A 21,661-nucleotide genomic window follows, 5' to 3' on the forward strand; every position below is an offset into this window, starting at 1 on the left:
GTCGTGGGGGAGGTGTTCGCGGGGGTGGGAGAGGTCCACCCCGTGGAGGAGGCCCGTGCCGCAGGGGAGACCCGTGTCGTCGAGGCGGTCGACGCTGCGGGGGAGGCCCGCGCCGCGGGGGAGATCCGCGCCGCACGGGAGCCCCGGGCCGCAGGGGAGCCCCGCGCCCCGAGGGAGATCCGCACCGCGCCCCTCCCCGCCGCGCGTCCCGGTGTCGCGGTCGGGCATCCCCTGCCCGACCCGGTCGCCGACCGCCCCGCGTACCTCGCCCAGGCCGTGCTCGCCCAGGTGCTCGGCCGGTCCCGGCTGCCCGCGCTGGCCCGGTCCGCGCGGGACGGGCGCCGCCTCACCTCCGCCACCGTCACCTGCGGCTACCACGGCCAGTGGCTCGCCTCCGCCGCGCCCGATCTGACCCTCGCGGTGCTCGGCCGGGCGCCCGGCACCGAGGCCGGTGCGGCCGTCGACATCTGGCGGTCGGTCCTGCGGGCCATCGCCGACGGCCCGCTTCCCGAGGCCGAACACCGGCGTGCGGTGAACTCCCTGCTCGTCGCCTGGCACCGGCAGGCCGACTCCCTTCCTACCCGGGCCGTCGCTCTCGGCCGCGACGCCCTCCTCCTGCCGGGCTCGGCGGGCCCCGACGCGCTCCCCGACGAGCTGCGCCGCACCACACCCGCCGAGGTGGCGGCGGCGGCCCGCGCGCTGCTCGAAGGACCGGTCACCGTGACCGAACTCGCCCCGCAGAAAGGCACCGTCGGATGACCCGGGCCCGTACCGCCGCACTCCCGACCGGAGTCACCCCCACCCTGCCGCCACCCGCTCCGCCCACCACCGCGCCCCGCACCACCCTCTCCGCCGTCCTCCCCACCGGGCTGCGCGTGCTCGCGGCGCACGCCCCCGCCGCCCCGCTCGCGGAGCTGCGTCTCGTCATCCCGTACGCGCGCACCGAACCGGGGCTCGCCGCCGCCCAGGAGCTGCTCGCAGCCTGCCTCGGAACGGGCAGCCGGGACCGTACCCGGCAGGACATCGCCGACCGGGCCGCCGACCTCGGGGCGGAGCTCAGCACCGTCGTCACCGCCGAGTCCTTGATCCTCTCCGTCAGCGTGCTGGCCGCGGGGCTGCCCGGTGCGCTCGACCTGCTGGCCGAACTGCTGCTGCGCCCGCGGTACGAGGAGGGCGAGGTGGCCATCGCCCAGCGCCGGGCGGCCGCCGCGCCGCGCGCGCCCGCGCCCCGGGTACGGCTGCGCCGTGCGGCGCTCGCGCACGGGTTCGGCCCGCACCCGTTGTCCTCGGAGTCCGGGGGGACGGCACCGCTCCTGGACGTGGTCTCCCTGGTTCCCGACGACCTCCAGGCCCTCCACGCCCGTGCCGTGGTCCCCGGCGGGTCGTCGCTGGTCGTCCTCGCGGGCGAGGGGCCGGACTCCGTGCTGCGGCTCGTCGGCGAACGGCTCGCGCCCTGGTCGGGGGGCCCGTCGGGGCTCGCCCTGCCGCCGTTCGCACGCGCGGTCCCGCGTCCGGGCCAGGTGGAGCTCACGGAGCCGGGTACCTCGGAGGCCGGGCGGGGCGACGCCGTCGGGGGGCAGTCCCTCGTCCTGACGGTCGGACCCGGCGTCCCCACCGCCGATCCGCTGCACGCCCCGTTCCACCTCGCCCAGTTGGTGCTGGGCGGGTACGCCTCCGCCCGGCTCGCCCGGCAGGTGCGCGACCGGTACGGGCTCGCGTACGACGTCTCCGCCGGCCTCCGCGAGAACGGGGCGGGCAGCTGGCTGGAGATCGCGTGTGCGGGAGCGCCGGGCGGTGCGGGCCGGATCGCCGCCGAGATCACCCGGTGTCTCCGGGACCTCGCCGAGGAGGGCCCGTCCCCGGCGGAGGTGGACCGCGCCCGCGCCTACGCGGCCGGCTTCACCCGCTTCGCCCTCGCGACCCGCGCGGAGGAGGCGAGCGCGCTGGCCGGGTTCGCCGCGGCGGGCCTGGAGCCGGACTGGCTGGACGGCTACCGGGAGCGGCTCGCCGCCGTCACCCGCGAGCAGGTGGCGGAGGCGGCCGCCCGTCATCTGGCCCCGGGCCGGGCCGTGGTGGCGACGTACGAGCCGGGGCCCGCGGCGACGGCCCCGGCGCATGCCGGCCCAGACGCGCCCACCCCCGCTGCCGAGCGGACCCCCGCCCCCACCGTTCCCCACCACCAGAAGGGTGCTCACCCGTGAACCCGGCCGTCCTCTACCCGCTCCAGCCCGACCACCCCGAACTCGTCGCCCCCTTTGCCGCGCTCGTCCGGCGTACCGGGGCCCGCCGCCTGTGGATGTGCCAGTCCTTCCAGGCCGAGACGCACCAGGTGCTGGCGTACCTGGCGGGCGCGGGGCACAGGGTTCCGGTCGGCACGAGCGTGACCCTGCTTCCGCTGCGGCACCCGTACGAGGCGGCGCTCCAGGCGCGTTCGCTGGCGCTGCTCACCGACGAACCGGTCGTCGCGGGCTTCGGCATCGGCAACCCGGACTTCGTGGCGGGCCTGACGGGGCGCCCGTACGACAGCCCGCGTACGGCGGTCCGCGACTACCTGCGTTCCGTACGCGCCCTGCTGGACGGGGAACGGGTCGAGGCCGGCGGCCCGTACCACCACCTCGACGGCGCACTGCCGGTGCTCCCGCACGCGCCGCGGGTCGAGGTCGGGGCGGGCGTGCTGCGGCCCGGGATGGCGCGTACGGCGGGGGAGGCCGCGGACGTCGCGATCACCTGGATGACGCCGCCCGGGTATGTGGCGGGGACGCTGCGGCCCGCGCTGGAGGAGGGGGCGACAGCGGCCGGCCGGTCACGGGCGCCCCGGATCGCCACCGCCGTGCATGTTGTCGTCGACCGGCCGGGACGTGACGTACGCGCCCTGGCGCTCGCGGCGACCGCCGGGCACCGCGAGGCCCCGCACTACGCGGCGATGCTGCGGGCGGCGGGTCTCCCCCTCGACCCGCACGACCCGACGGGCACCGCGGACGCCCTGCTGCGTCACCGGGTGGTCGTGGCGGGCAGCGCGCAGGAGATCGCGGGCGCGCTGGACGCGTACCGCCGCAGCGGGGTGGACGAGGTGCTGCTCAACCCCACGGGGGTGCTCCTCGGTGAGGGGGTGCACGCGGCCGTGGAGGACCTGGAGGAGATCCTCGCCGCCTGCCGCAGCTTCCTGCCCGGCGATCGGCAGGAAGCTGCGCCCGCGGAGCCGGGGGAGCGGCCCGGCCGGCTGGTTGGCTGAGGAACACCCGCCGACGCGTGACCGGCGTCGGTGCGGACCGCATTGACCGAACGGCAGGACAGGAAGTACACGTGCGACCAGAGCATCCGCCCCGGGCAGGGGGAAGCGTCGTCTTCGACGGCGTGAGCAAGAGGTTCGGCGACCATCAGGCCCTCGACGACGTGAGCTTCGCGCTGCGGCCGGGCAAGGTCACCGGCCTGCTGGGGCCCAACGGGGCGGGCAAGAGCACCCTGTTGAGAATACTGCTCGGGCTGGCCCGCCCCGACGCGGGGAGCGCCGAGGTCCTGGGCGGGGAGCCGCTGTCCGCCCCGGAGCGGGCGCAGCGGGTCGGCGTGGTCATGGACGCGATCGGCTTTCACCCGCGGGTGACGGTCCGCCGTCAGCTGGAGATATCGGCCCGTTCGCTGGGTCTGCCGTTCTCGCGTATCGCCGAGGTGATCGCGCAGGTCGGCCTGGACGGTGCGGAACGCAAGCGGGTGAAGGCGTGCTCGACGGGGATGCGGCAGCGCCTGGCGCTGGCCGTCGCCCTGCTCCCGGATCCCGAACTCCTCATCCTGGACGAGCCGTTGAACGGACTCGACCCGGACGGGATCCGCTGGATGCGCCGCCTCGTCGAGCGCTCCGCCGGCGAGGGGCGGACGGTGCTGATCGCCAGCCACATGCTCTCCGAGGTCGAGCAGAGCGTGGACGACGTGGTCGTGCTGCGCCGATCGGTGCTGTTCACGGGCTCGCTCCAGGAGCTGGTGCGGCGCGGCGGCGGCCGTTTGGAAGACGCCTACTTCGCACTCGTCGAGGGCGCGGACGCCGCGCCGCGTCGGGAGGTCACCCGTGCCTGAGGTCCTGCGCAACCAGCTCTCCGCCGAACTCCTCAAACTGCGCACGGGGCTGGCCCTTCCGGCGCTTCTCCTGGTGGCGCTCGCCTTCTGCGCGCTGGGCCAACTGGGCTTGGTGTACGCGGAGTCGGACCCGGCGTCCGCCGGTGCGGAGCTGACGGAGAACATCGTCGGGCTCGGCGCGTCCGCCGCGCTCTTCGCGACGCTGCTCGGGGCGCTGCACGTCACAGGCGAATTCAGCTCCGGTTCGATCGGCCGCACTGTGCTGTACGCGCCGGGCCGTTCGGCCGTGGTGGGCGCCAAGCTGCTGGCCACGACGGTGTCGGGCCTGGTCTTCGGCGGCGCGGCGGTGGTCTGCTCCCTCGCCGTCGGGTACGGGGCGCTCGCGGCGAAGGATTCCGGGCTGACCGTCGACGGCTCCACCTGGACGACCGCCGCCGCCGTCCTGACGATCTGCACCCTGGCCGGCCCCTGGGGCGCCGCGATCGGCTTCGTCGTCCGCAACCGGCTCGCGGCGGTCCTGGGCCTGGTCGTCTGGGGCACGCTGGGCCAGGTACTGGTGCTGGGCCAGCTCCCCGAGCTGGGCCGGTTCCTCCCCGAGGGCGCCCAGTTCGCTCTGCTCGGCGACGCCTCCGGCTTCCCGGACGCGCTGGCGGCACCGTACGGCCTGCTGCTGCTCGTGGGCTGGACGGCGGCGATGTCCCTGGCGGGCACGCGCCTCTTCACCCACCGCGACGTCTGAGAACGACCCTCGCCGCCCGGGCACGGCCGCGCTCCTCCGGGGGGTGCGGCCAAGCCCCGGCCCCGCGCCGCCCGGCCACCGCTCCCTCTGTCTCAGTGCTCGCGCCGGCCGGCTTCCACGATGCCGGACCGGACGAGGAGCGCGCCGAGGTGGGTGCGGCTGGTGGCGCCGAGGGTCTGCATGAGTGTGGCGATGTGGGCGCGGCAGGTGCGGAGGCTGATGCCCATCTTGCGGGCGACGACGTCGTCGACGTGGCCTTCGGCGAGGAGGCGGGCGATGCCTGGTTGTACGGCGGTGACCGGGACGTCCGGTGCGGCCGTGTGATGGGTTTCGGCCAGCGGGACGGCTTGCGCCCACAGGACTTCGTAGACCTGGATGAGGTAGGCGACCAGGGCCGGGTGTCCGATCCGCAGGGCGGTGTCGCGGTCGGCGGATGCGGGGATGTTCCCTGGTCCACCTGGGCGTGGCAGCGCTCTCCCCCGGGGTGCGGTCACGCCCCGGTGCCGGGGGATATCGCATGGTCGGGGTCTGAGTCCAGGATTCCTGATCGTGCGATGAGGTAGCCGAGTTGGGCCCGGCTGTTGCTCCCCAGCGCGACGCTGAGTTTGGCGATGTGCGAACGGCAGGTCCGTACGTTCATGCCGAGGCGGCGGGCGATCGCCTCGTCGACGTGGCCTTCGACGAGGAGCTTGGCGATGGAATGCCGTACGCCGGAAATCCCGTCCGACTTGGAGTCGTACGGAATCTGTTCCTGAAGGGGTATCGCACGGTGCCAGAGCTGCTCGAAGACTTTGGCCAGGTACTCCACGATGCCGGGGTGCCGCAGTTCCAGCGCTACGGTTCGATCGTCCGTGGCCGGGATGAAGGCCACGGTGTTGTCGAAGATCATGAGCCGCTCTATGAGCTCTTCGAGCGTTCGGATCTCGACCTTGCTCTCGGCCATCTGAGCGGCATAGCTGAGAGTTCCGTGGCTGTGGCGAACGGTGTGCTGATACAGAGTGCGCATGCCGACTCCGCGTGCCGTGAGCATCCTGCCGCGCTCCATGGCGATGGTCAGCGCGTTCTCACTGCGCCCCCCCGCCTGGTTGAATCGTCAGAACCTCCGAGCGGCACTCGGCCAGAGCGAGCTCTATCGACGCGTTGATGCGGTCGATGCCTTCGAGGACCGTGATGGCGTGCGTCGTCGGCGGTGCCTGCGCGCTGATGGCCATGAAGGGTTCGAACGCCTCGGTGAGCTCGACCGAGAGCCGCCTGCGCTCCTGTATCTCTCGCTCGATCGGGTGGAGTCGCTGCGTCAACGCCGCTGAAGGTGGCACCGGTCGAAGCCAGGTGGCATCGTCGGGATCGGGGTGCAGCAGGGCGAACTCGAGTAGGCAGGGAGCGTCCTCTGTCTCGACACGAGCTATCTTGCCCACGCTCAGCGCGCTGGCGTAAAGCCGCGCCCCCTCGTCGCACATTGCGCTTACCGCGTGGGGATGTGTCGCTTTAGTTCTTTCTGTGGTCAATTCTCCACCCCCCAGGAACATGAATCAGCAGGAACATGATGCACCGGTTCTGTGGCATTGACGTGCCTGGATGGGCCATCGTCTTGTTTGCGGGGGAGAGGAAACCTTGGAAGTGAGGACGAAGCCCACCATGAGTTACAAAACGCTTCGCTCGGTGCTTGCTGTTGCCCTCTCTGTCGGGGTGACGACCGGAGCGCTGAGTGTTCTTGACCTCGTTGAGGGCGGCGTGACCAACGGTGCGGTCGGCGCGCATGCGCTGGCAGCTCCGCCTCCAGACCTGGCTTGGGACCTGATGCCCGCGAAGGCGACGGGAACGGAAGCGGCGCTCGGTTCGCCGTCGGGCACCGCGTCGTCGGACGGAGCCCAGGCATGAGCACCCCGCCGGACGACCGCACCTTCCGGCGCGAGATGGCAACCGCCTATCGCTCAGGGTGGCATTTCATCGATCTGCTCACGGCCCTCCCCCGCCGTGGCGACTCGTTGATGGTCACCCTGTTCGGAGAGCCGATCGTCGTGGTGATGGAAGAGGACGAGGACGTCCGCGCCTATCGTTGCCTCCGTCGGCCCCGCGGCGCCCCGCAGCCGGTTCGCTGTGCCGTCAGGTACGGCATGATCTTCGTCAATCTCGATCAGCGCGACCACGAGCTGTTCGACGCAGAACCCCTTTCCGCCACCCCCCGCAGTGCCTGAGCGATTCCCCCGTCGTCACCTGTCGCTCCAGGCGCTTCCCCCACACAGCGGCGCCACCGTGACCTGAACACGGTGGCGCCGTTGTGCTGTCTCCGCGGCTCTGTGCGGGGTCAGGCCTTGCCGAGCGCCCGGTCGAGGGTGATCTCGATGACGACCCGGGTCGGGTTGATCCGCGGCGGACGGCCGTAGCGCTCCTCGTGGCGGGCCTCCGCGTCCTTGACGGTCTCCGGCTCGGTGCGGATGACCGCGCGGCCCTCCAGGGTCGCCCAGCGGGCCCGGTCGATCTGGCAGACGGCCACGCGTGCCCCGTCGGGGCCGGCCGCGCGGATGTGGGCGACCTTGCGGCTGCCCCCGTCGGTGATCACGCGCGCGATCCCGGCCTCCGGGTCGTACGTCACACAGACCGGCACCACGTGCGGTGTGCCGTCCGGGCGGGGGGTCGTCAGCGTGGACAGGTGGCTCTCGCGCCAGAACGCGACGTATTCGGGGGAGGGATTGCGTACGTCTGCCATGGGGGCAGCGTACGAGCACCCCCGAACGAGGCCGTCCCCGAGGGTCGCGGCGCGTGCGATCACGGCCTTGAGTGGAATAGACTCAACTTTGTGTACGTTGATTAAGTCAATACAGACGTACGCCCCCAGCTGCGAGGAGGAGTAACCACACGTGGACGCCGAGCTGACCAACAAGAGCCGCGACGCCATCAACGCGGCCACCAACCGGGCCGTGAAGGACGGGCACCCCGACCTGACCCCGGGGCACCTGCTGCTCGCGCTGCTGGAGGGGCAGGACAACGAGAACATCGTCGATCTCCTCGCCGCCGTCGAGGCCGACCTGGCGCTCGTACGCGGTGAGACCGAGCGGCTGCTCGGCGGGCTGCCCAGCGTCACCGGGTCCACCGTCGCCCCGCCGCAGCCCAACCGCGAGATGCTCGCCGTCATCCAGGACGCGGCCCAGCGGGCCAAGGAGCTGGGCGACGACTACATCTCCACCGAGCACCTGCTCATCGGCATCGCCGCGCAGGGCGGGCGGGCCGGTGAGATCCTCGACGGGCAAGGGGCCGGCGCCAAGCAGCTGCTGGCCGCGTTCGAGACGAGCAGGGGAGGGCGCCGGGTGACCACACCCGACCCGGAGGGCCAGTACAAGGCCCTGGAGAAGTTCGGCACCGACTTCACGGCCGCCGCACGCGAGGGCAAGCTGGACCCGGTCATCGGCCGCGACCAGGAGATCCGCCGCGTCGTGCAGGTGCTGTCGCGCCGGACGAAGAACAACCCCGTCCTCATCGGTGAGCCCGGCGTCGGCAAGACCGCCGTCGTCGAGGGGCTCGCCCAGCGCATCGTCAAGGGCGACGTCCCGGAGAGCCTCAAGGACAAGCGGCTCGTCTCGCTCGACCTCGGCGCGATGGTCGCGGGCGCGAAGTACCGCGGCGAGTTCGAGGAGCGCCTGAAGACCGTCCTCTCCGAGATCAAGGAGAGCGACGGCCGGATCATCACGTTCATCGACGAGCTGCACACCGTCGTCGGCGCCGGCGCGGGCGGCGACTCCGCCATGGACGCGGGCAACATGCTCAAGCCGATGCTGGCCCGCGGCGAGCTGCGCATGGTCGGCGCGACCACGCTCGACGAGTACCGCGAGCGCATCGAGAAGGACCCCGCCCTGGAGCGCCGCTTCCAGCAGGTGCTGGTCGCCGAGCCGTCCGTCGAGGACACCATCGCGATCCTGCGCGGTCTCAAGGGCCGTTACGAGGCCCACCACAAGGTGCAGATCGCGGACTCGGCGCTGGTGGCCGCCGCGACCCTCTCCGACCGCTACATCACCTCCCGCTTCCTCCCCGACAAGGCCATCGACCTGGTCGACGAGGCCGCCTCACGGCTGCGCATGGAGATCGACTCCTCGCCCCTGGAGATCGACGAACTCCAGCGCTCCGTCGACCGGTTGCGCATGGAGGAGCTGGCCCTCAAGAACGAGTCCGACGCCGCATCCAAGCAGCGCCTGGAGAAGCTGCGCCGCGACCTCGCCGACAAGGAGGAGGAGCTGCGCGGCCTCAACGCCCGCTGGGAGAAGGAGAAGCAGGGTCTCAATCGGGTCGGTGAGCTCAAGGAGCGCCTCGACGAGCTGCGCGGCCAGGCCGAACGCGCCCAGCGCGACGGCGACTTCGACGCCGCGTCCAAGCTGCTGTACGGGGAGATCCCGGGGCTTGAGCGGGAGCTGGAGGAGGCCGCCGAGGCGGAGCAGGAGGCCTCGAAGGACAAGGACACCATGGTCAAGGAGGAGGTCGGTCCTGACGACATCGCGGACGTCGTCGGCGCCTGGACCGGCATCCCGGCCGGGCGGCTGCTGGAGGGCGAGACGCAGAAGCTGCTGCGGATGGAGAGCGAACTCGGCAAGCGGCTGATCGGGCAGAGCGAGGCCGTGCAGGCCGTCTCCGACGCCGTCCGCCGGACCAGGGCCGGGATCGCCGATCCCGACCGGCCCACCGGGTCGTTCCTCTTCCTGGGCCCGACCGGCGTCGGCAAGACCGAGCTGGCCAAGGCGCTGGCGGACTTCCTGTTCGACGACGAGCGGGCCATGATCCGCATCGACATGAGCGAGTACGGCGAGAAGCACAGCGTCGCCCGCCTCGTCGGCGCCCCGCCCGGTTACGTCGGGTACGAGGAGGGCGGCCAGCTCACCGAGGCCGTCCGCCGCCGCCCGTACAGCGTCGTGCTCCTGGACGAGGTCGAGAAGGCCCACCCCGAGGTCTTCGACATCCTGCTCCAGGTCCTCGACGACGGCCGGCTCACCGACGGCCAGGGCCGCACGGTCGACTTCCGCAACACCATCCTCGTCCTCACCTCCAACCTCGGCAGCCAGTTCCTGATGGACCCCCTGGTCAAGCCCGAGGTGAAGAAGGAGCAGGTCCTGGAGGTGGTGCGGGCGTCGTTCAAGCCGGAGTTCATCAACCGGCTCGACGACCTCGTGGTCTTCTCCGCCCTGTCCGGTGACGAGCTGGCCCACATCGCCGGGCTCCAGATCGACCGGCTCGCGGCCCGGCTCGCCGACCGGCGGCTCACCCTCGACGTCACCCCCGAGGCGCTCGCCTGGCTCGCCCAGGAGGGCAACGATCCGGCCTACGGGGCGCGGCCGCTGCGCCGGCTCATCCAGACGGCGATCGGCGACCGGCTCGCCAAGGAGATCCTGTCCGGCGAGGTCCGCGACGGTGACACCGTACGGGTGGACCGGGCCGAGGGCGGGCTGATCGTCGGCCCCGCCTCGTAACCGCCGGTCACCGAGCGTCGCACGCTGTGAGCGAACGTCCGGCGGACCCCGTCTCCACACGCTGTCTGTCAGCTTGTGGCTGATCGGGGCCGCCGGGGCTTGCCATGCCCCGCCCGCCATGGGAGAGGATGGCCGCAACCGCACGAAGGGAAATAACGGTGAGCATCGATCCGTCCTCGATTCCTAATTTCGGGGGCCAGCCCGAACCGCAGGCGGCAGGACCGGAGGGCCCCGTCGTCCCTGACCAGGACCTCGTCAAGCAGCTCCTCGACCAGATGGAGCTGAAGTACGTCGTCGACGACGAGGGCGACCTCGCGGCGCCGTGGGAAGAGTTCCGGACGTACTTCATGTTCCGCGGCGAGGCGGAGCAGCAGGTCTTCTCGGTCCGTACGTTCTACGACCGCCCGCACGACGCGGACCAGCGTCCCGTCCTGCTGGACGCCATCGACGACTGGAACCGCCGCACCCTGTGGCCCAAGGTCTACACCCACGCCCACGAGGGCGAGGAGGGCGAGACGGGTTCCGTCCGGCTGATCGGTGAGGCGCAGATGCTCATCGGCACGGGCGTCAGCCTGGAGCACTTCGTCTCCTCGACGGTGAGCTGGGTGCGCGCCTCGATCGAGTTCGACAAGTGGCTCATCGAGCGCCTCGGCATCCAGCCCGCCGAGGGCAAGACGGACGGCGAGGAGCCCGCGGGCGCCTAGTCCCCGAAACAATCGGGTCACGGCCCGGGCAGCGGTCATCGCGACCGCCGCCCGGGCCGTTTCCGTACGCCCGGGGCTCAGCCCAGCCGGGCCAGCCGCTCCACCGCCGACTCCAGCACGTCGTCCCTCTTGCAGAACGTGAACCGGACCTGGCTGCGGCCCGCCTCCGGGTCGTCGTAGAAGACCGAGACCGGCACGGCCGCCACTCCGCAGCGCTCCGGCAGCGCGCGACAGAAGGCGTAGGCGTCCTCGTCGCCGAACGGGGAGATGTCGGTGGTGATGAAGTACGTCCCCTCCGGCTCGTACACCCGGAAGCCCGCCGCGCGCAGCCCCTTCGCCAGCAGGTCCCGCTTGCGGTGCATGTCCGCGCGGAAGCCGGTGAAGAACGCGTCCGGCAGGGCGAGCGCCTCGGCGATCGCGTACTGGAACGGGCCCCCGCTGACGAAGGTCAGATACTGCTTCGCCGCGCGCACCGCCGCCACCAGGGGAGCGTCGCCGGTCACCCAGCCGATCTTCCAGCCGGTGTACGAGAACGTCTTCCCCGACGAGGAGATGGACACCGTGCGCTCGCGCATCCCGGGGAGCGCGGCGATCGGGTGGTGCGCCCCCGTGAAGACCAGGTGCTCGTACACCTCGTCCGTGACCACCAGGAGATCGTGCTCCACCGCGAGGGTCGCGATTCCGGACAGTTCGTCGGGGGTGAGCACCGTGCCGGTCGGGTTGTGCGGGGTGTTCAGCAGCAGGAGGCGGGTGCGCGGGGTGATCAGGGTGCGCAGTTCGTCGAGATCCGGGCGGAAGTCCGGGGCGCGCAGGGTGAGCGGTACGCGCTTCGCGCCCGCCATGGCGATGCAGGCGGCGTACGAGTCGTAGTACGGCTCGAACGCGATGACCTCGTCGTCCGGTTCGAGGAGGGCGAGCAGGGATGCGGCGATCGCCTCGGTGGCCCCGGTGGTCACCAGGACTTCCGTGTCCGGGGACCAGGTCAGGCCGTAGAAGCGCTCCTGGTGGGCGGCGACGGCGTTGCGCAGTTCCGGGACACCGGGGCCCGGTGGGTACTGGTTGCCGTGGCCGGCGCGCAGCGCCCGGACCGCCGCCTCCCGGATCTCCTCGGGTCCGTCGGTGTCGGGGAAGCCCTGGCCGAGGTTGATGGAGCCGGTCCGCCCGGCCAGCGCCGACATCTCGGCGAAGATCGTCGTGCCGAACGCGGCGAGGCGGCGGTTGAGCAGCGGTCGTCCCTGTGTCATGGGCGCCATCCTGGGCCGAAGCTCTGGAGTTGCTCAAGTCCGCTTTGGCGCGCGAGGGCTCTGGGAATCCCCCTGTCACACAACAACGGGGAAGCGACGGGGGACCTCGCTTCGGGGGAAGGAAAGGCGGGTGGGGGCCATGGGCGTCTTCATCGCGACAGTGATCGCCGCGGTCGTCGTCGGAGGACTGCTGGCCGTGCTGCGGGCCACCGGGGGCAGCAGGATGGCGCATTCGCGTACCAAGGGCCGGCGTTCCTCGTCGGCGTCCGCGGGCGGCGAGGGCCTCACCGGTGGCGACTCCGGTGGCGGCTGGTGGTCGTGGGGCGACTCCGGTTCCAGCAGCGACTCCGGCTCGGGCGGGCACTCCTGCGGCGGCGGGGGCGGCTGCGGCGGGGGCAGCAGCTGACGGAACCGTCCTCGCACGGTCACCGACAGTGACCTGACGCCGGGCGTCCGGAGGGTGAACTCCCTCCGGACGCCTTTTTGTTGAGCGACGCGGACGTTTTCGGTTGAACAGTTGAACCGTGGGGCCCCCGAGGGGATGGAAACCACGGCAAGTTGGGCGAAAACGCTGTGAGTGCGGCGTACTTCGTGATTCCCTCGTCGAAGAGAACATTCAGCCCTCGGACCCCAGTTGGACCAGATCGGGCGCCCCTCACCTCCCACACGCAGTCATCCGGGGGCGTTCTGCTGTCCCGGCGTCCATGTGTGTTTGCGGAGCCCACCCATGCTCACCACCCTCCAGACGGCCTATTCCGATACCCGCGCCGCCGACCTGGCCTGGATGCTGGGTCGGGAGCCGCTGCCCGCCCTGGCGGTCCTCGACCTCCGGTTCGACGGCGCCGAACTCCAGTTGAGGCTGCTCGGAGCCTCCCACCAGGTGCTCCTCCAGGAGGAGCAGGGGGGCTGTTCCGAGACCGTGGCCTGTCTGCCCGGCAGCAGCACCCCCCTGCCCCTCGGCGTCTCGAAGCGCCTCGGAGACCGGGAGTACGAATTCGCGGCGCGGGTGGAGACCCTGACCCAGGGGCAGTTCGCCGGGCGCGCGCAGGAGCTGCTCGCCCTGGTCAGCGACCACCCGCACGGTCTGGTGGGCACCTTCCCCGGCAGCCCGTACGCCTTCACCGCGATGCTCGCCCAGCGCACCGAGGGGCAGGTGCGGTGGCGCACCTGGCACGCGTACCCGCAGGAGGGGCAGTTGGTGGTGACCCGGACCCGGGTGGGCGTGCGGATTCCCGCGCCCGCGGCCTGAGTGGCAGGGGCACTTACACCCGTGTGGGTGACAAGGTGCGACGGTGTCGTGACGTAGCGTTCGCGTCATGATCGACCAGCAGATGACGCTGCGAGGGGGCGCGGCGCGGCTTCCCGTACGGCCGAGGACCGGCCGGCTCCTCGTGCTGGCCGCGGTCTTCGTCTGCGCCGCCTGCGGTCTCGTCTACGAGCTCGAACTGGTCGCGCTCGCCTCGTATCTCATCGGCGATTCGGTCACCCAGGCGTCCGTCGTGCTCTCCGTGATGGTGTTCGCGATGGGCATCGGATCCCTTCTCGCGAAACGTTTGCGCTGCCGTGCCGCCGTCGGTTTCGGGATGATCGAGGCGGCCCTCGCCCTGATCGGCGGCTCCTCGGCGCTGGTCCTCTACGCCTCGTTCGCCTGGCTCGGCGATTCGCAGTACGCCCTGGTCGGGTTCTCGCTGGCGATCGGGGTGCTGATCGGCGCGGAGATCCCGCTGCTGATGACGCTGATCCAGCGGGTCGACCGGCAGGACGCGGGCGGGGCCGTCGCCGATCTCTTCGCCGCCGACTACGTGGGCGCGCTGGTCGGCGGGCTCGCGTTCCCCTTTCTGCTGCTGCCGATGCTGGGTCAGTTGACCGGTGCGCTGTTCACCGGCGCGGTCAACGCGGCGGCGGGCGGGGCGCTCGTCCTGTGGGTGTTCCGGCACGATCTGAGCCCCCGTTCGCGCTGGCTCCTCGTCCTGGCCAACGTCTCGGTGATCGCGGTGCTGGCCACCGCCACGGTGCTGGTCGACGACTTCGAGCGGGCGGCGCGGCGGGCGGTGTACGGGGACCAGGTGCGGGTCGCCGTGCAGACCGGGGTGCAGGAGGTCGTGGTGACCGGCGCCGACCGGGACTCCCTCGGCCTCTATCTGGACGGTCGGCTGCGGGTCAGCGCCCGCGACGAGTACCGCTACCACGAGGCGCTGGTGCACCCCGCGATGAACGGGCCCCGCGCCCGCGTGCTCATCCTCGGCGGCGGCGACGGGCTCGCCGCCCGCGAGGTGCTGCGCTACCGGGACGTCCGCGCGGTCACCGTCGTCGAGCTGGACCCCGCCGTCACCCGACTGGCCCGTACCGACCCCGCCCTCTCCGAGCTGAACGGCCACGCCTTCCGGGACCCCCGCCTCACCGTGGTCGGGGCGGACGCCTTCCCCTGGCTCCGGGCCGACCACGGCCGGTACGACGTGGTGATCTCCGACCTCCCGGACCCGGGCATCACCGCCAGTACGAAGCTGTATTCGGCCGAGTTCTACGGGCTGATCGCGGAGGCCCTGGCCCCGGACGGGCGGCTCGTGGTGCACGCCGGACCGCTGGGGTCCCGGCCGCAGACCTTCTGGACGGTGGAGGCCTCGGTGCGTGCGGGCGGCCTCGCGACCCGCCCCTACCGCGTCACGGGCCGGTACGCGGGCTTCGCCGCGAGCCCGGACCGGGGCGGCGGGGAGGGCCGGCAGCGGGAGGACTGGGGCTTCCTCCTCGCCGCACCGGGCGAGGCCCCGCAGGCCGCGCTGGCCGCCGGAGGGCCCGAACCGCGCTCGCTGCGGGGCCGGGAGCTGCGCGAGGGGGCGCGGGCCGCGGCCGAGGCCCGGCTGCCGGGAATGCTCCCGTCGACGCTGGTCCACCCGAGGTACTGGGAAGACGCGTGAGCCGACGGGGTGCGGACGTCGGCCTTCGTGGGTCCTTCGAAGGTTCTTCGCTGGTCCTTCGGCGGCCCGAAGCGCTGACGTTCGGGGCCGTGGCCGATTAGGCTCGGTTTCCATGGAGCATGAGGTGTTCGTTCCGGTTCCCGTCCCGACCCTGTTGCGCACCCTGGGCGATCCCGCCCGGGTCGCCCGCTGTGTCCCCGGTCTCCAGCAGGACGCCGACGCCGCGTCGCCCCTGGCGGGCCGGCTGAAGCTGCGGGCCGGCGGCCACACCATCACCTACCGGGGTGAGCTGGGGCTCACCGGCCCGGAGGGAGACCGCTTCTCCGTCACCGGGAAGGGCGTGGAGGCCCGGGGCACCGGTGCGGTCGAGCTGGCCCTGACCATCGTCCTCACGGCGACGGACGGCGGGACGACGATCGCCTACAGCGGTACGGCCGACGGGGACGGGCGGCTGGTCGAGCTGGAGGAGTGCGCGGCGCTCGCGGCCGCCCACCGGCTCCTGGACCGCTTCACCCAGCAGTTGGTGACGGAGTCGCTGGCGGCGCGGGAGGGCGAGGACGCCGACGCGGGCACGGACCCCGGTGGGGACGACGCCGTTGCCGCGGAGGGACTTGAAGGCGACGAGAGCGACGCCGTTGCCGCAGAGGGGCTCGCGAGCGACGAGAGCGACGACGGCTCCGGGTCCGTCTTCGACTCGCCCGTGCCGCCGCCCTCCCTCGACCCCGTCGCCGGGGTGGAGTTCACCGTTCCGGACGAACCGCCCGCCGAGGCCGCGCACGCCCGCCGCACGATGATCGGGCGCAGCGCCGAGGAGGTCGACCACGCGCCGCCGCGCGGCCGGTACGCCCCCGTGCCCTCCCCGGAGGCGGGCGGTGCGAGCACCACCCTGCGGTGGGTCGCCCCCGCCGCGGCCCTCGCGCTCGCCTCCGCCGTGGTGCTGGGCCGGGCGTTGCGGCGCCGCAGGCCGTGAGCCGCCAGTAGGGTCGTCGGGTGAGCAGCAGCGAAGAGAACGTCAGGCTGACCGTCGGCGCGGCCGAGTTGACCGTTGACCCCGTGCACGGCTGCCGGATCAGCAGCCTGCGGATCGGGTCCACCGAACTCCTCCGCCAGGGCGACCGGTACGGCTGCTTCCCGATGGTCCCCTGGTGCGGGCGTACGGGGTACGGGCAGTTCCGCAACGGCGACGAGCTCCACGAGCTGCCGCTGAACTCCCCGCCGCACGCCATCCACGGAACCGGCCGGGACACCTCCTGGCACCCCGCGCACACGGCCGCCGACCTGGCCGAGGGCCGGGCGGCCTTCTACTACGACCTCGCGAAGCCCTGGCCGTACGAGGGCCGGGTGACGCAGACCTTCGAGCTGGCCGAGGACACGCTCACGTTGGGCCTCGCCGTCGAGACGTACGGCGACTCCTTCCCGGCCCAGGCCGGCTGGCACCCCTGGTTCCACCGCACCCTCGACGGCCGGGACGCCGAGCTGTCCTTCGACGCCGGCTGGCAGGAGGAGCGGGGCGGGGACCATCTGCCGACCGGGCGGCGCATCGACCCGCAACCCGGCCCGTGGGACGACTGCTTCGGGATGCCCGACGGCGTGGACGTGAGGATCACCTGGCCGGAGCGGCTGGAGCTGACGGTGAAGAGCCGCAGCGAGTGGGTGGTGGTCTACGACGAGCAGGACGAGGCCGTCTGCGTGGAACCGCAGTCCGGTCCGCCGAACGGGCTGAACACCACGCCCCGCCTGGTGACCCCGATCGACCCGCTGGAGATGACCACGACCTGGAGCTGGACCCGGCTCTGAGCCGGTGCCCGGCGGTGGGGTCGGGCGTGGGCCCGTGCGGCACCGCTTACCCTCGTGGACATGACTGACGTACGCGCTGACCTGCTCCAGCAGATCAAGGACAAGGCCGTGGTGCACGGCAAGGTGACCCTCTCCTCGGGTCTGGAAGCCGACTGGTACATCGACCTGCGCCGGATCACGCTGGACGGCAAGGCCGCGCCGCTGGTCGGGCAGGTCATGCTCGACGCCACCGCCGAGCTGGACTACGACTGCGTCGGCGGACTGACGCTCGGGGCCGACCCGGTCGCCACCTCGATGCTGCACGCCTCCGCCGCCCGGGGGCAGAGCCTGGACGCGTTCGTCGTCCGCAAGGCGCAGAAGGCGCACGGGATGCAGCGCCGTATCGAGGGCACGGACGTCAAGGGCCGCCGCTGCCTGGTCGTCGAGGACACCTCGACCACGGGCGGCTCGCCGCTGACCGCCGTCGAGGCCGTCCGTGAGGCGGGTGGCGAGGTCGTCGCCGTCGCCGTGATCGTCGAGCGCGGGGCCGCCCCGGCCATCGCCGAGGCCGGTCTGCCGTACGTCCACGTGTACTCGGTGGCCGATCTCGACCTGGGCTGAACCCTCGGCGGACCCGGTTTCACGTGAAACCGGGTCCGCCGGGTGGAGCCGGATGGCAAGTCTGGGAAGATGGGGGCGACGATGACGTCGCCCCCAGGTCAGGGACTCACAGCCTGCACACCCGCACATCCCAAGGAGCGGTCAGATGCCCATCGCAACCCCCGAGGCGTACGCCGAGATGCTCGACCGGGCAAAGGCGGGCAAGTTCGCCTACCCGGCCATCAACGTGACCTCGTCCCAGACCCTGCACGCCGCGCTGCGCGGCTTCGCGGAGGCCGAGAGCGACGGCATCGTCCAGATCTCCACCGGTGGTGCGGAGTTCCTGGGCGGCCAGTACAACAAGGACATGGTCACGGGCGCGGTCGCCCTGGCCGAGTTCGCGCACATCGTCGCGGCGAAGTACGACGTCACCATCGCGCTGCACACCGACCACTGCCCCAAGGACAAGCTGGACGGGTACGTACGTCCGCTGCTCGACGTCTCCGCCGAGCGCGTCGCCAAGGGCCTGAACCCGCTGTTCCAGTCCCACATGTGGGACGGTTCGGCCGAGACCCTCGCCGACAACCTGGCCATCGGCCAGGAGCTGCTGGCCAAGGCCGCCGCCGCCAAGATCATCCTTGAGGTCGAGATCACCCCGACCGGCGGTGAGGAGGACGGCGTCACGCACGAGATCAACGACGAGCTGTACACGACCGTCGACGACGCGCTGCGTACCGCCGAGGCGCTCGGCCTGGGCGAGAAGGGCCGCTACCTGCTGGCCGCCTCCTTCGGCAACGTCCACGGCGTCTACAAGCCGGGCAACGTCGTGCTCCGCCCCGAGCTGCTGAAGGACCTCCAGGCGGGCGTCTCCGAGAAGTACGGCAAGCCGGCCGGCAGCCAGCCGTTCGACTTCGTCTTCCACGGCGGCTCGGGCTCCACCGCCGAGGAGATCGTCACCGCGCTGGAGAACGGCGTCGTGAAGATGAACCTCGACACCGACACCCAGTACGCCTTCACCCGCCCGGTCGCGGACCACATGTTCCGCAACTACGACGGTGTCCTGAAGGTCGACGGCGAGGTCGGCAACAAGAAGACCTACGACCCCCGCACCTGGGGCAAGCTCGCCGAGGCCGGCATGGCCGCGCGTGTCACCGAGGCCTGCGCGAACCTGCGCTCCACGGGCACCAAGCTGAAGTAGTCACCCGTTCGTACGGACGTACGGACGTACGGTGCCGGGCCCGGTCCTCCCTCGGAGGGCCGGGCCCGTCGCTGTGCCGGGAGAGAGAAGAGGATCTGCCGTGGGCGCGCCCTACGATTTCGATACCGTCGTCGACCGCCGGGGCACCTGGTGCGTCCAGTGGGACGGGGTCGCCGACCGGTTCGGCGTCGACGGCCTGCTGCCGTTCACCATCTCCGACATGGACTTCGCCACGGCCCCCGAGGTCCTGGCCGCGCTCCGGGCCCGCCTGGACCACGGGGTGTTCGGCTACACCACCTGGTGGCAGGACGACTTCCGCTCGGCGATCGCCCACTGGTACGCCACCCGGTACGGCACCGAGATCGACACCGGGCAGCTCGTCTACGGGCCGTCCGTGCTCAGCCAGCTCTCCCAGCTGCTCCAGATGTGGACGGCGGAGGGGGACGGCGTCGTCGTCCACACCCCTGTGTACGACGGTTTCCGCAAGGCGATCACCGGGCTCGGGCGGGAGCTGCGCGGGGTGCCGGTGGGGGACGAGGAGGCGCTGGAGCGGGAGCTTGCGCGGGGCGATGCGAAGGTGCTGGTGCTGTGCTCGCCCCACAACCCGACCGGCCGGGTGTGGACGGCCGACGAACTGGCCCGGACGGCGGCGCTCGCCGAGCGGTACGGGGTCGCGGTGATCAGCGACGAGATCCACGCGGACTTCGTGCACGACGACGGGGCGGGGCGCGTCCATGTGCCGTGGACGCGGGTGGCGGGTGACGGCCGGTGGGCGCTGATCACGTCCGGGTCGAAGGCGTTCAACTTTCCGGCACTGACCGGTTCGTACGGGTTCATCGGGGACCCCGGTGACCGGGCGGAGTTCCTGCGGCGGATGGAGACGGCGGAGGGGCTGGCGTCACCGGCCGTCCTGTCGCTGACCGCGCACATCGCGGCGTACCGGGAGGGGGCGGCGTGGCTGGACGCGGTGCGGGCGTACGTGGCGGGGAATCTGGGGCACGTGGCTGAGCGGCTGGGGGCCGCGTTCCCCGAGCTGGGGTGGGTGCCGCCGCAGGCCGGATACCTGGCCTGGATCGACCTGCGGCCGCTGGGCGTGGAGGAGCCGGCGTTGCAGCGGGTGCTGGTGGAGCGGGAGCGGGTGGCGATCATGGGGGGTTCGGTTTACGGGGCGCCGGGGTTCGTTCGGCTGAACGTGGGGTGTCCCCGGGGGAAGGCGGAGTTGGGGGTGGAGGCGTTGGTCCGGGCCGTAGGGGCGGTGCGGACCGTGTGAGCCGTGCGGTGGTCGCTGGTTTCGGGGGCGCCGCCCCCGGGCCCCCGCTCCTCAATCGCCGGAGGGGCTTGAACTGCGGGCACTTGTCCCGTGCGGGCACCTTGCCCCGCGCGGGCGCTCCGGGCCCTCAATCGCCGGAGGGGCTCATGTGGGGCACCCTGGCCCCATGGCTGCTGCTGGCTCCGCCCCCGGGGAGATCCGGGTCGCCTCGCCCGTCGGGCGCTGGGTCGTGCTGACCACGGTGCTCGGGTCCGGCATGGCGATGCTCGACTCCACCGTCATCAACGTCGCCCTGCCCCGTATCGGCGAGGACCTCGGCACCGATATGGCCGCCCTCCAGTGGACCGTCAACGCCTACATGCTCACGCTCGCCGGGCTGATCCTCCTCGGCGGGGCGCTCGGGGACCGGTACGGGCGGCGGCGGGTGTTCGTCGTCGGGGTGGTCTGGTTCGCCGTGGCCTCCCTGCTCTGCGGGATCGCGCCGAACGCGGGCGTCCTCATCGCCGCCCGGGCGCTCCAGGGCGTCGGCGGGGCGCTCCTCACGCCGGGGTCCCTCGCGCTCATCCAGGCCAGTTTCCATCCGGACGACCGGGCGCGGGCCGTGGGGCTCTGGTCCGGGTTCGGCGGGGTCGGGGCGGCCGTGGGGCCGTTCGTGGGCGGCTGGCTCGTCGACGGGCCCGGCTGGCGGTGGGTGTTCCTGCTGAACCTGCCGCTCGCCGCGATCTGCGTACCCGTCGCGCTCCGGCACGTACCGGAGTCGCGGGATCCGGCGGCGCACGGGCGCTTCGACGTGCTGGGGGCCGCGCTCGGGGCGCTGGCCCTCGCCGGGGTGACGTACGCGCTGATCGAGGCCCCGGAGCAGGGCGCCTCGCCGCTGGTGATCGGGTCGGCCGTCGGCGGGCTGCTGCTGGGGGCCGCGTTCGTACGGGTCGAGCGGCGGCGGGCCGACCCCATGCTGCCGCCGTCGATCTTCCGCTCCCGGCTGTTCACCTCGGTCAACCTGGTGACCTTCTGCGTCTACGCGGCCCTCGGCGGCTTCTTCTTCCTCTCCGCGATCCAGCTCCAGGTCGTCGCCGGGTACTCGGCGCTGGGGGCCGGTACGGCGCTGCTGCCCACCACCGTGCTGATGCTGCTCTTCTCCGCCCGGGCCGGTGAACTGGGGCGGCGCATCGGGCCCCGCATCCCGCTCACCGTGGGGCCGCTGCTGGCCGCCGCCGGGATGCTCCTGATGCTGCGGGTGGGGCCGGGCAGCGCCTCCTTCGGCGGGTACGTCACCGAGGTGCTGCCCGCCGTCCTGGTGCTCGGCGCCGGGCTCGTCGTGGTCGTCGCGCCGCTCACCGCGACCGTCCTGGCCGCCGTGGACGCCGGACGGGCCGGTCTGGCCAGCGGCATCAACAACGCCGCCGCCCGGGCCGCCGGGCTCATCGCGGTGGCCGCCCTGCCGCTGCTCGCCGGGATGGGGCCCGAGGCGTACCGGGACGCGGGCGAGTTCGCCACGACGTTCCGGCGGGCGATGCCGATGTGCGCGGGGCTGCTGGTCGCCGGCTCGGTCCTCGCCTGGTGGTCGGTACGCACCCCGGCCGCCACCGCCGCCGTCCGGAGCGAGCGGCCCGAGTGCGCGGTCCACTGCGGGGTCACCGCCCCGCCGCTGGAGCCGGAGCGGCGCGAGGGGTGAGACCGGCCCGGGGCGAGGTCCC

19 protein-coding genes and 3 pseudogenes are annotated in these 21,661 nt (G+C 72.5%); 18 read left to right on the forward strand and 4 right to left on the reverse strand.

Features of this window, described 5'->3' with window-relative positions:
- The 5 genes and pseudogenes from D3105_RS34670 to D3105_RS22050 all read left to right on the forward strand — a co-directional run.
- A pseudogene (locus tag D3105_RS34670) lies at positions 1–759 on the forward strand (hypothetical protein); the annotation flags it as partial.
- The gene (locus tag D3105_RS22035; RefSeq protein WP_118904807.1) at positions 756–2,201 is read left to right on the forward strand and encodes a M16 family metallopeptidase; all 1,446 of its coding nucleotides are present in this window, start codon (positions 756–758) and stop codon (positions 2,199–2,201) included. The pseudogene D3105_RS34670 and the gene D3105_RS22035, both read left to right, overlap by 4 nt.
- Positions 2,198–3,232, forward strand: a complete 1,035-nt coding sequence (gene lxmJ / locus D3105_RS22040; protein WP_118904808.1) for a F420-dependent peptide dehydroalanine reductase LxmJ — start codon at positions 2,198–2,200, stop codon at positions 3,230–3,232. Before D3105_RS22035 ends, lxmJ begins: the two co-directional genes overlap by 4 nt.
- 71 nt (positions 3,233–3,303) lie before the next feature.
- Positions 3,304–4,068, forward strand: coding sequence for an ABC transporter ATP-binding protein (locus D3105_RS22045; RefSeq protein ID WP_240646987.1), 765 nt, complete (start codon positions 3,304–3,306; stop codon positions 4,066–4,068).
- Positions 4,061–4,807 (forward strand): ABC transporter permease, encoded by a 747-nt coding sequence (locus tag D3105_RS22050; protein ID WP_118904810.1) that lies wholly within the window; start codon positions 4,061–4,063, stop codon positions 4,805–4,807. The genes D3105_RS22045 and D3105_RS22050 overlap by 8 nt, the downstream gene beginning before the upstream one ends.
- A 92-nt stretch (positions 4,808–4,899) precedes the next feature.
- Here D3105_RS22050 and D3105_RS22055 read toward each other — a convergent pair.
- Both D3105_RS22055 and D3105_RS22060 read right to left on the reverse strand, forming a co-directional pair.
- Positions 4,900–5,250 (reverse strand): annotated as a pseudogene (locus D3105_RS22055) (LuxR C-terminal-related transcriptional regulator); the annotation flags it as partial.
- A gap of 47 nt (positions 5,251–5,297) precedes the next feature.
- Positions 5,298–6,333: pseudogene (locus D3105_RS22060) on the reverse strand (helix-turn-helix transcriptional regulator).
- A 109-nt stretch (positions 6,334–6,442) separates the two neighbouring features.
- Here D3105_RS22060 and D3105_RS22065 point away from each other — a divergent pair.
- A complete protein-coding gene (locus tag D3105_RS22065; RefSeq protein WP_240646988.1) occupies positions 6,443–6,685 on the forward strand; it encodes a hypothetical protein in 243 nt (80 codons plus the stop codon).
- Positions 6,682–7,002, forward strand: coding sequence for a hypothetical protein (locus D3105_RS22070; RefSeq protein WP_003967571.1), 321 nt, complete (start codon positions 6,682–6,684; stop codon positions 7,000–7,002). Before D3105_RS22065 ends, D3105_RS22070 begins: the two co-directional genes overlap by 4 nt.
- A gap of 110 nt (positions 7,003–7,112) precedes the next feature.
- On the opposite strand, the gene D3105_RS22075 is transcribed toward D3105_RS22070, so the two are convergent.
- On the reverse strand, positions 7,113–7,514 hold the full coding sequence (locus D3105_RS22075; protein WP_032782140.1) for a pyridoxamine 5'-phosphate oxidase family protein: 402 nt from the start codon (positions 7,512–7,514) through the stop codon (positions 7,113–7,115).
- A gap of 151 nt (positions 7,515–7,665) precedes the next feature.
- Between D3105_RS22075 and clpB the strand changes: the two genes are divergently transcribed.
- Both clpB and D3105_RS22085 read left to right on the forward strand, forming a co-directional pair.
- On the forward strand, positions 7,666–10,257 hold the full coding sequence (gene clpB, locus D3105_RS22080; protein WP_118904811.1) for an ATP-dependent chaperone ClpB: 2,592 nt from the start codon (positions 7,666–7,668) through the stop codon (positions 10,255–10,257).
- Positions 10,258–10,415: 158 nt separating this feature from the next.
- The gene (locus tag D3105_RS22085) at positions 10,416–10,961 is read left to right on the forward strand and encodes a YbjN domain-containing protein (protein ID WP_118904812.1); all 546 of its coding nucleotides are present in this window, start codon (positions 10,416–10,418) and stop codon (positions 10,959–10,961) included.
- Between the two features lie 77 nt (positions 10,962–11,038).
- On the opposite strand, the gene D3105_RS22090 is transcribed toward D3105_RS22085, so the two are convergent.
- Positions 11,039–12,205 carry a pyridoxal phosphate-dependent aminotransferase gene (locus D3105_RS22090; protein ID WP_118904813.1) on the reverse strand — a complete coding sequence of 389 codons (1,167 nt, stop codon included), beginning with the start codon at positions 12,203–12,205 and terminating at the stop codon, positions 11,039–11,041.
- A 139-nt stretch (positions 12,206–12,344) separates the two neighbouring features.
- Between D3105_RS22090 and D3105_RS22095 the strand changes: the two genes are divergently transcribed.
- The 9 genes from D3105_RS22095 (at position 12,345) to D3105_RS22135 (ending at position 21,639) form a co-directional block, all read left to right on the forward strand.
- The gene (locus D3105_RS22095; RefSeq protein ID WP_118904814.1) at positions 12,345–12,611 is read left to right on the forward strand and encodes a hypothetical protein; all 267 of its coding nucleotides are present in this window, start codon (positions 12,345–12,347) and stop codon (positions 12,609–12,611) included.
- Positions 12,612–12,932: 321 nt separating this feature from the next.
- Positions 12,933–13,454: a DUF2617 family protein gene (locus D3105_RS22100; RefSeq protein ID WP_118904815.1), complete on the forward strand. Its 522-nt coding sequence runs from the start codon at positions 12,933–12,935 to the stop codon at positions 13,452–13,454.
- Between the two features lie 67 nt (positions 13,455–13,521).
- Complete coding sequence (locus D3105_RS22105) at positions 13,522–15,120, forward strand: polyamine aminopropyltransferase (RefSeq protein ID WP_118904816.1); 1,599 nt, start codon at positions 13,522–13,524, stop codon at positions 15,118–15,120.
- Positions 15,121–15,232: 112 nt separating this feature from the next.
- Entirely contained in the window at positions 15,233–16,090 is an 858-nt protein-coding gene (locus D3105_RS22110) for an SRPBCC domain-containing protein (protein WP_118904817.1), read from the forward strand.
- Between the two features lie 20 nt (positions 16,091–16,110).
- On the forward strand, positions 16,111–16,917 hold the full coding sequence (locus D3105_RS22115) for an aldose 1-epimerase (RefSeq protein WP_118904818.1): 807 nt from the start codon (positions 16,111–16,113) through the stop codon (positions 16,915–16,917).
- Between the two features lie 60 nt (positions 16,918–16,977).
- On the forward strand, positions 16,978–17,517 hold the full coding sequence (pyrE, locus tag D3105_RS22120) for an orotate phosphoribosyltransferase (protein ID WP_097878131.1): 540 nt from the start codon (positions 16,978–16,980) through the stop codon (positions 17,515–17,517).
- A gap of 145 nt (positions 17,518–17,662) precedes the next feature.
- Positions 17,663–18,694, forward strand: a complete 1,032-nt coding sequence (gene fbaA / locus D3105_RS22125) for a class II fructose-bisphosphate aldolase (RefSeq protein ID WP_065486310.1) — start codon at positions 17,663–17,665, stop codon at positions 18,692–18,694.
- A gap of 100 nt (positions 18,695–18,794) precedes the next feature.
- Complete coding sequence (locus D3105_RS22130; RefSeq protein WP_118904819.1) at positions 18,795–19,964, forward strand: MalY/PatB family protein; 1,170 nt, start codon at positions 18,795–18,797, stop codon at positions 19,962–19,964.
- 166 nt (positions 19,965–20,130) lie between these two features.
- Positions 20,131–21,639: a DHA2 family efflux MFS transporter permease subunit gene (locus D3105_RS22135; RefSeq protein ID WP_118904820.1), complete on the forward strand. Its 1,509-nt coding sequence runs from the start codon at positions 20,131–20,133 to the stop codon at positions 21,637–21,639.
- Positions 21,640–21,661 lie beyond the last annotated feature (22 nt).

Source organism: Streptomyces globisporus, from assembly GCF_003501885.1.
Classification (GTDB): Bacteria; Actinomycetota; Actinomycetes; order Streptomycetales; family Streptomycetaceae; genus Streptomyces; species Streptomyces globisporus_D.

Excerpts from the sequence above, each read along its gene's own strand:
- pyrE (WP_097878131.1), top strand. The coding sequence starts at position 16,978 with ATGACTGACGTACGCGCTGACCTGCTCCAGCAGATCAAGGACAAGGCC.
- D3105_RS22090 (WP_118904813.1), bottom strand. The coding sequence starts at position 12,205 with ATGACACAGGGACGACCGCTGCTCAACCGCCGCCTCGCCGCGTTCGGC.
- D3105_RS22075 (WP_032782140.1), bottom strand. The coding sequence starts at position 7,514 with ATGGCAGACGTACGCAATCCCTCCCCCGAATACGTCGCGTTCTGGCGC.
- D3105_RS22065 (WP_240646988.1), top strand. The coding sequence starts at position 6,443 with ATGAGTTACAAAACGCTTCGCTCGGTGCTTGCTGTTGCCCTCTCTGTC.
- fbaA (WP_065486310.1), top strand. The coding sequence starts at position 17,663 with ATGCCCATCGCAACCCCCGAGGCGTACGCCGAGATGCTCGACCGGGCA.
- D3105_RS22100 (WP_118904815.1), top strand. The coding sequence starts at position 12,933 with ATGCTCACCACCCTCCAGACGGCCTATTCCGATACCCGCGCCGCCGAC.
- D3105_RS22095 (WP_118904814.1), top strand. The coding sequence starts at position 12,345 with ATGGGCGTCTTCATCGCGACAGTGATCGCCGCGGTCGTCGTCGGAGGA.
- D3105_RS22035 (WP_118904807.1), top strand. The coding sequence starts at position 756 with ATGACCCGGGCCCGTACCGCCGCACTCCCGACCGGAGTCACCCCCACC.
- D3105_RS22105 (WP_118904816.1), top strand. The coding sequence starts at position 13,522 with ATGATCGACCAGCAGATGACGCTGCGAGGGGGCGCGGCGCGGCTTCCC.
- D3105_RS22110 (WP_118904817.1), top strand. The coding sequence starts at position 15,233 with ATGGAGCATGAGGTGTTCGTTCCGGTTCCCGTCCCGACCCTGTTGCGC.
- D3105_RS22135 (WP_118904820.1), top strand. The coding sequence starts at position 20,131 with ATGGCTGCTGCTGGCTCCGCCCCCGGGGAGATCCGGGTCGCCTCGCCC.
- D3105_RS22070 (WP_003967571.1), top strand. The coding sequence starts at position 6,682 with ATGAGCACCCCGCCGGACGACCGCACCTTCCGGCGCGAGATGGCAACC.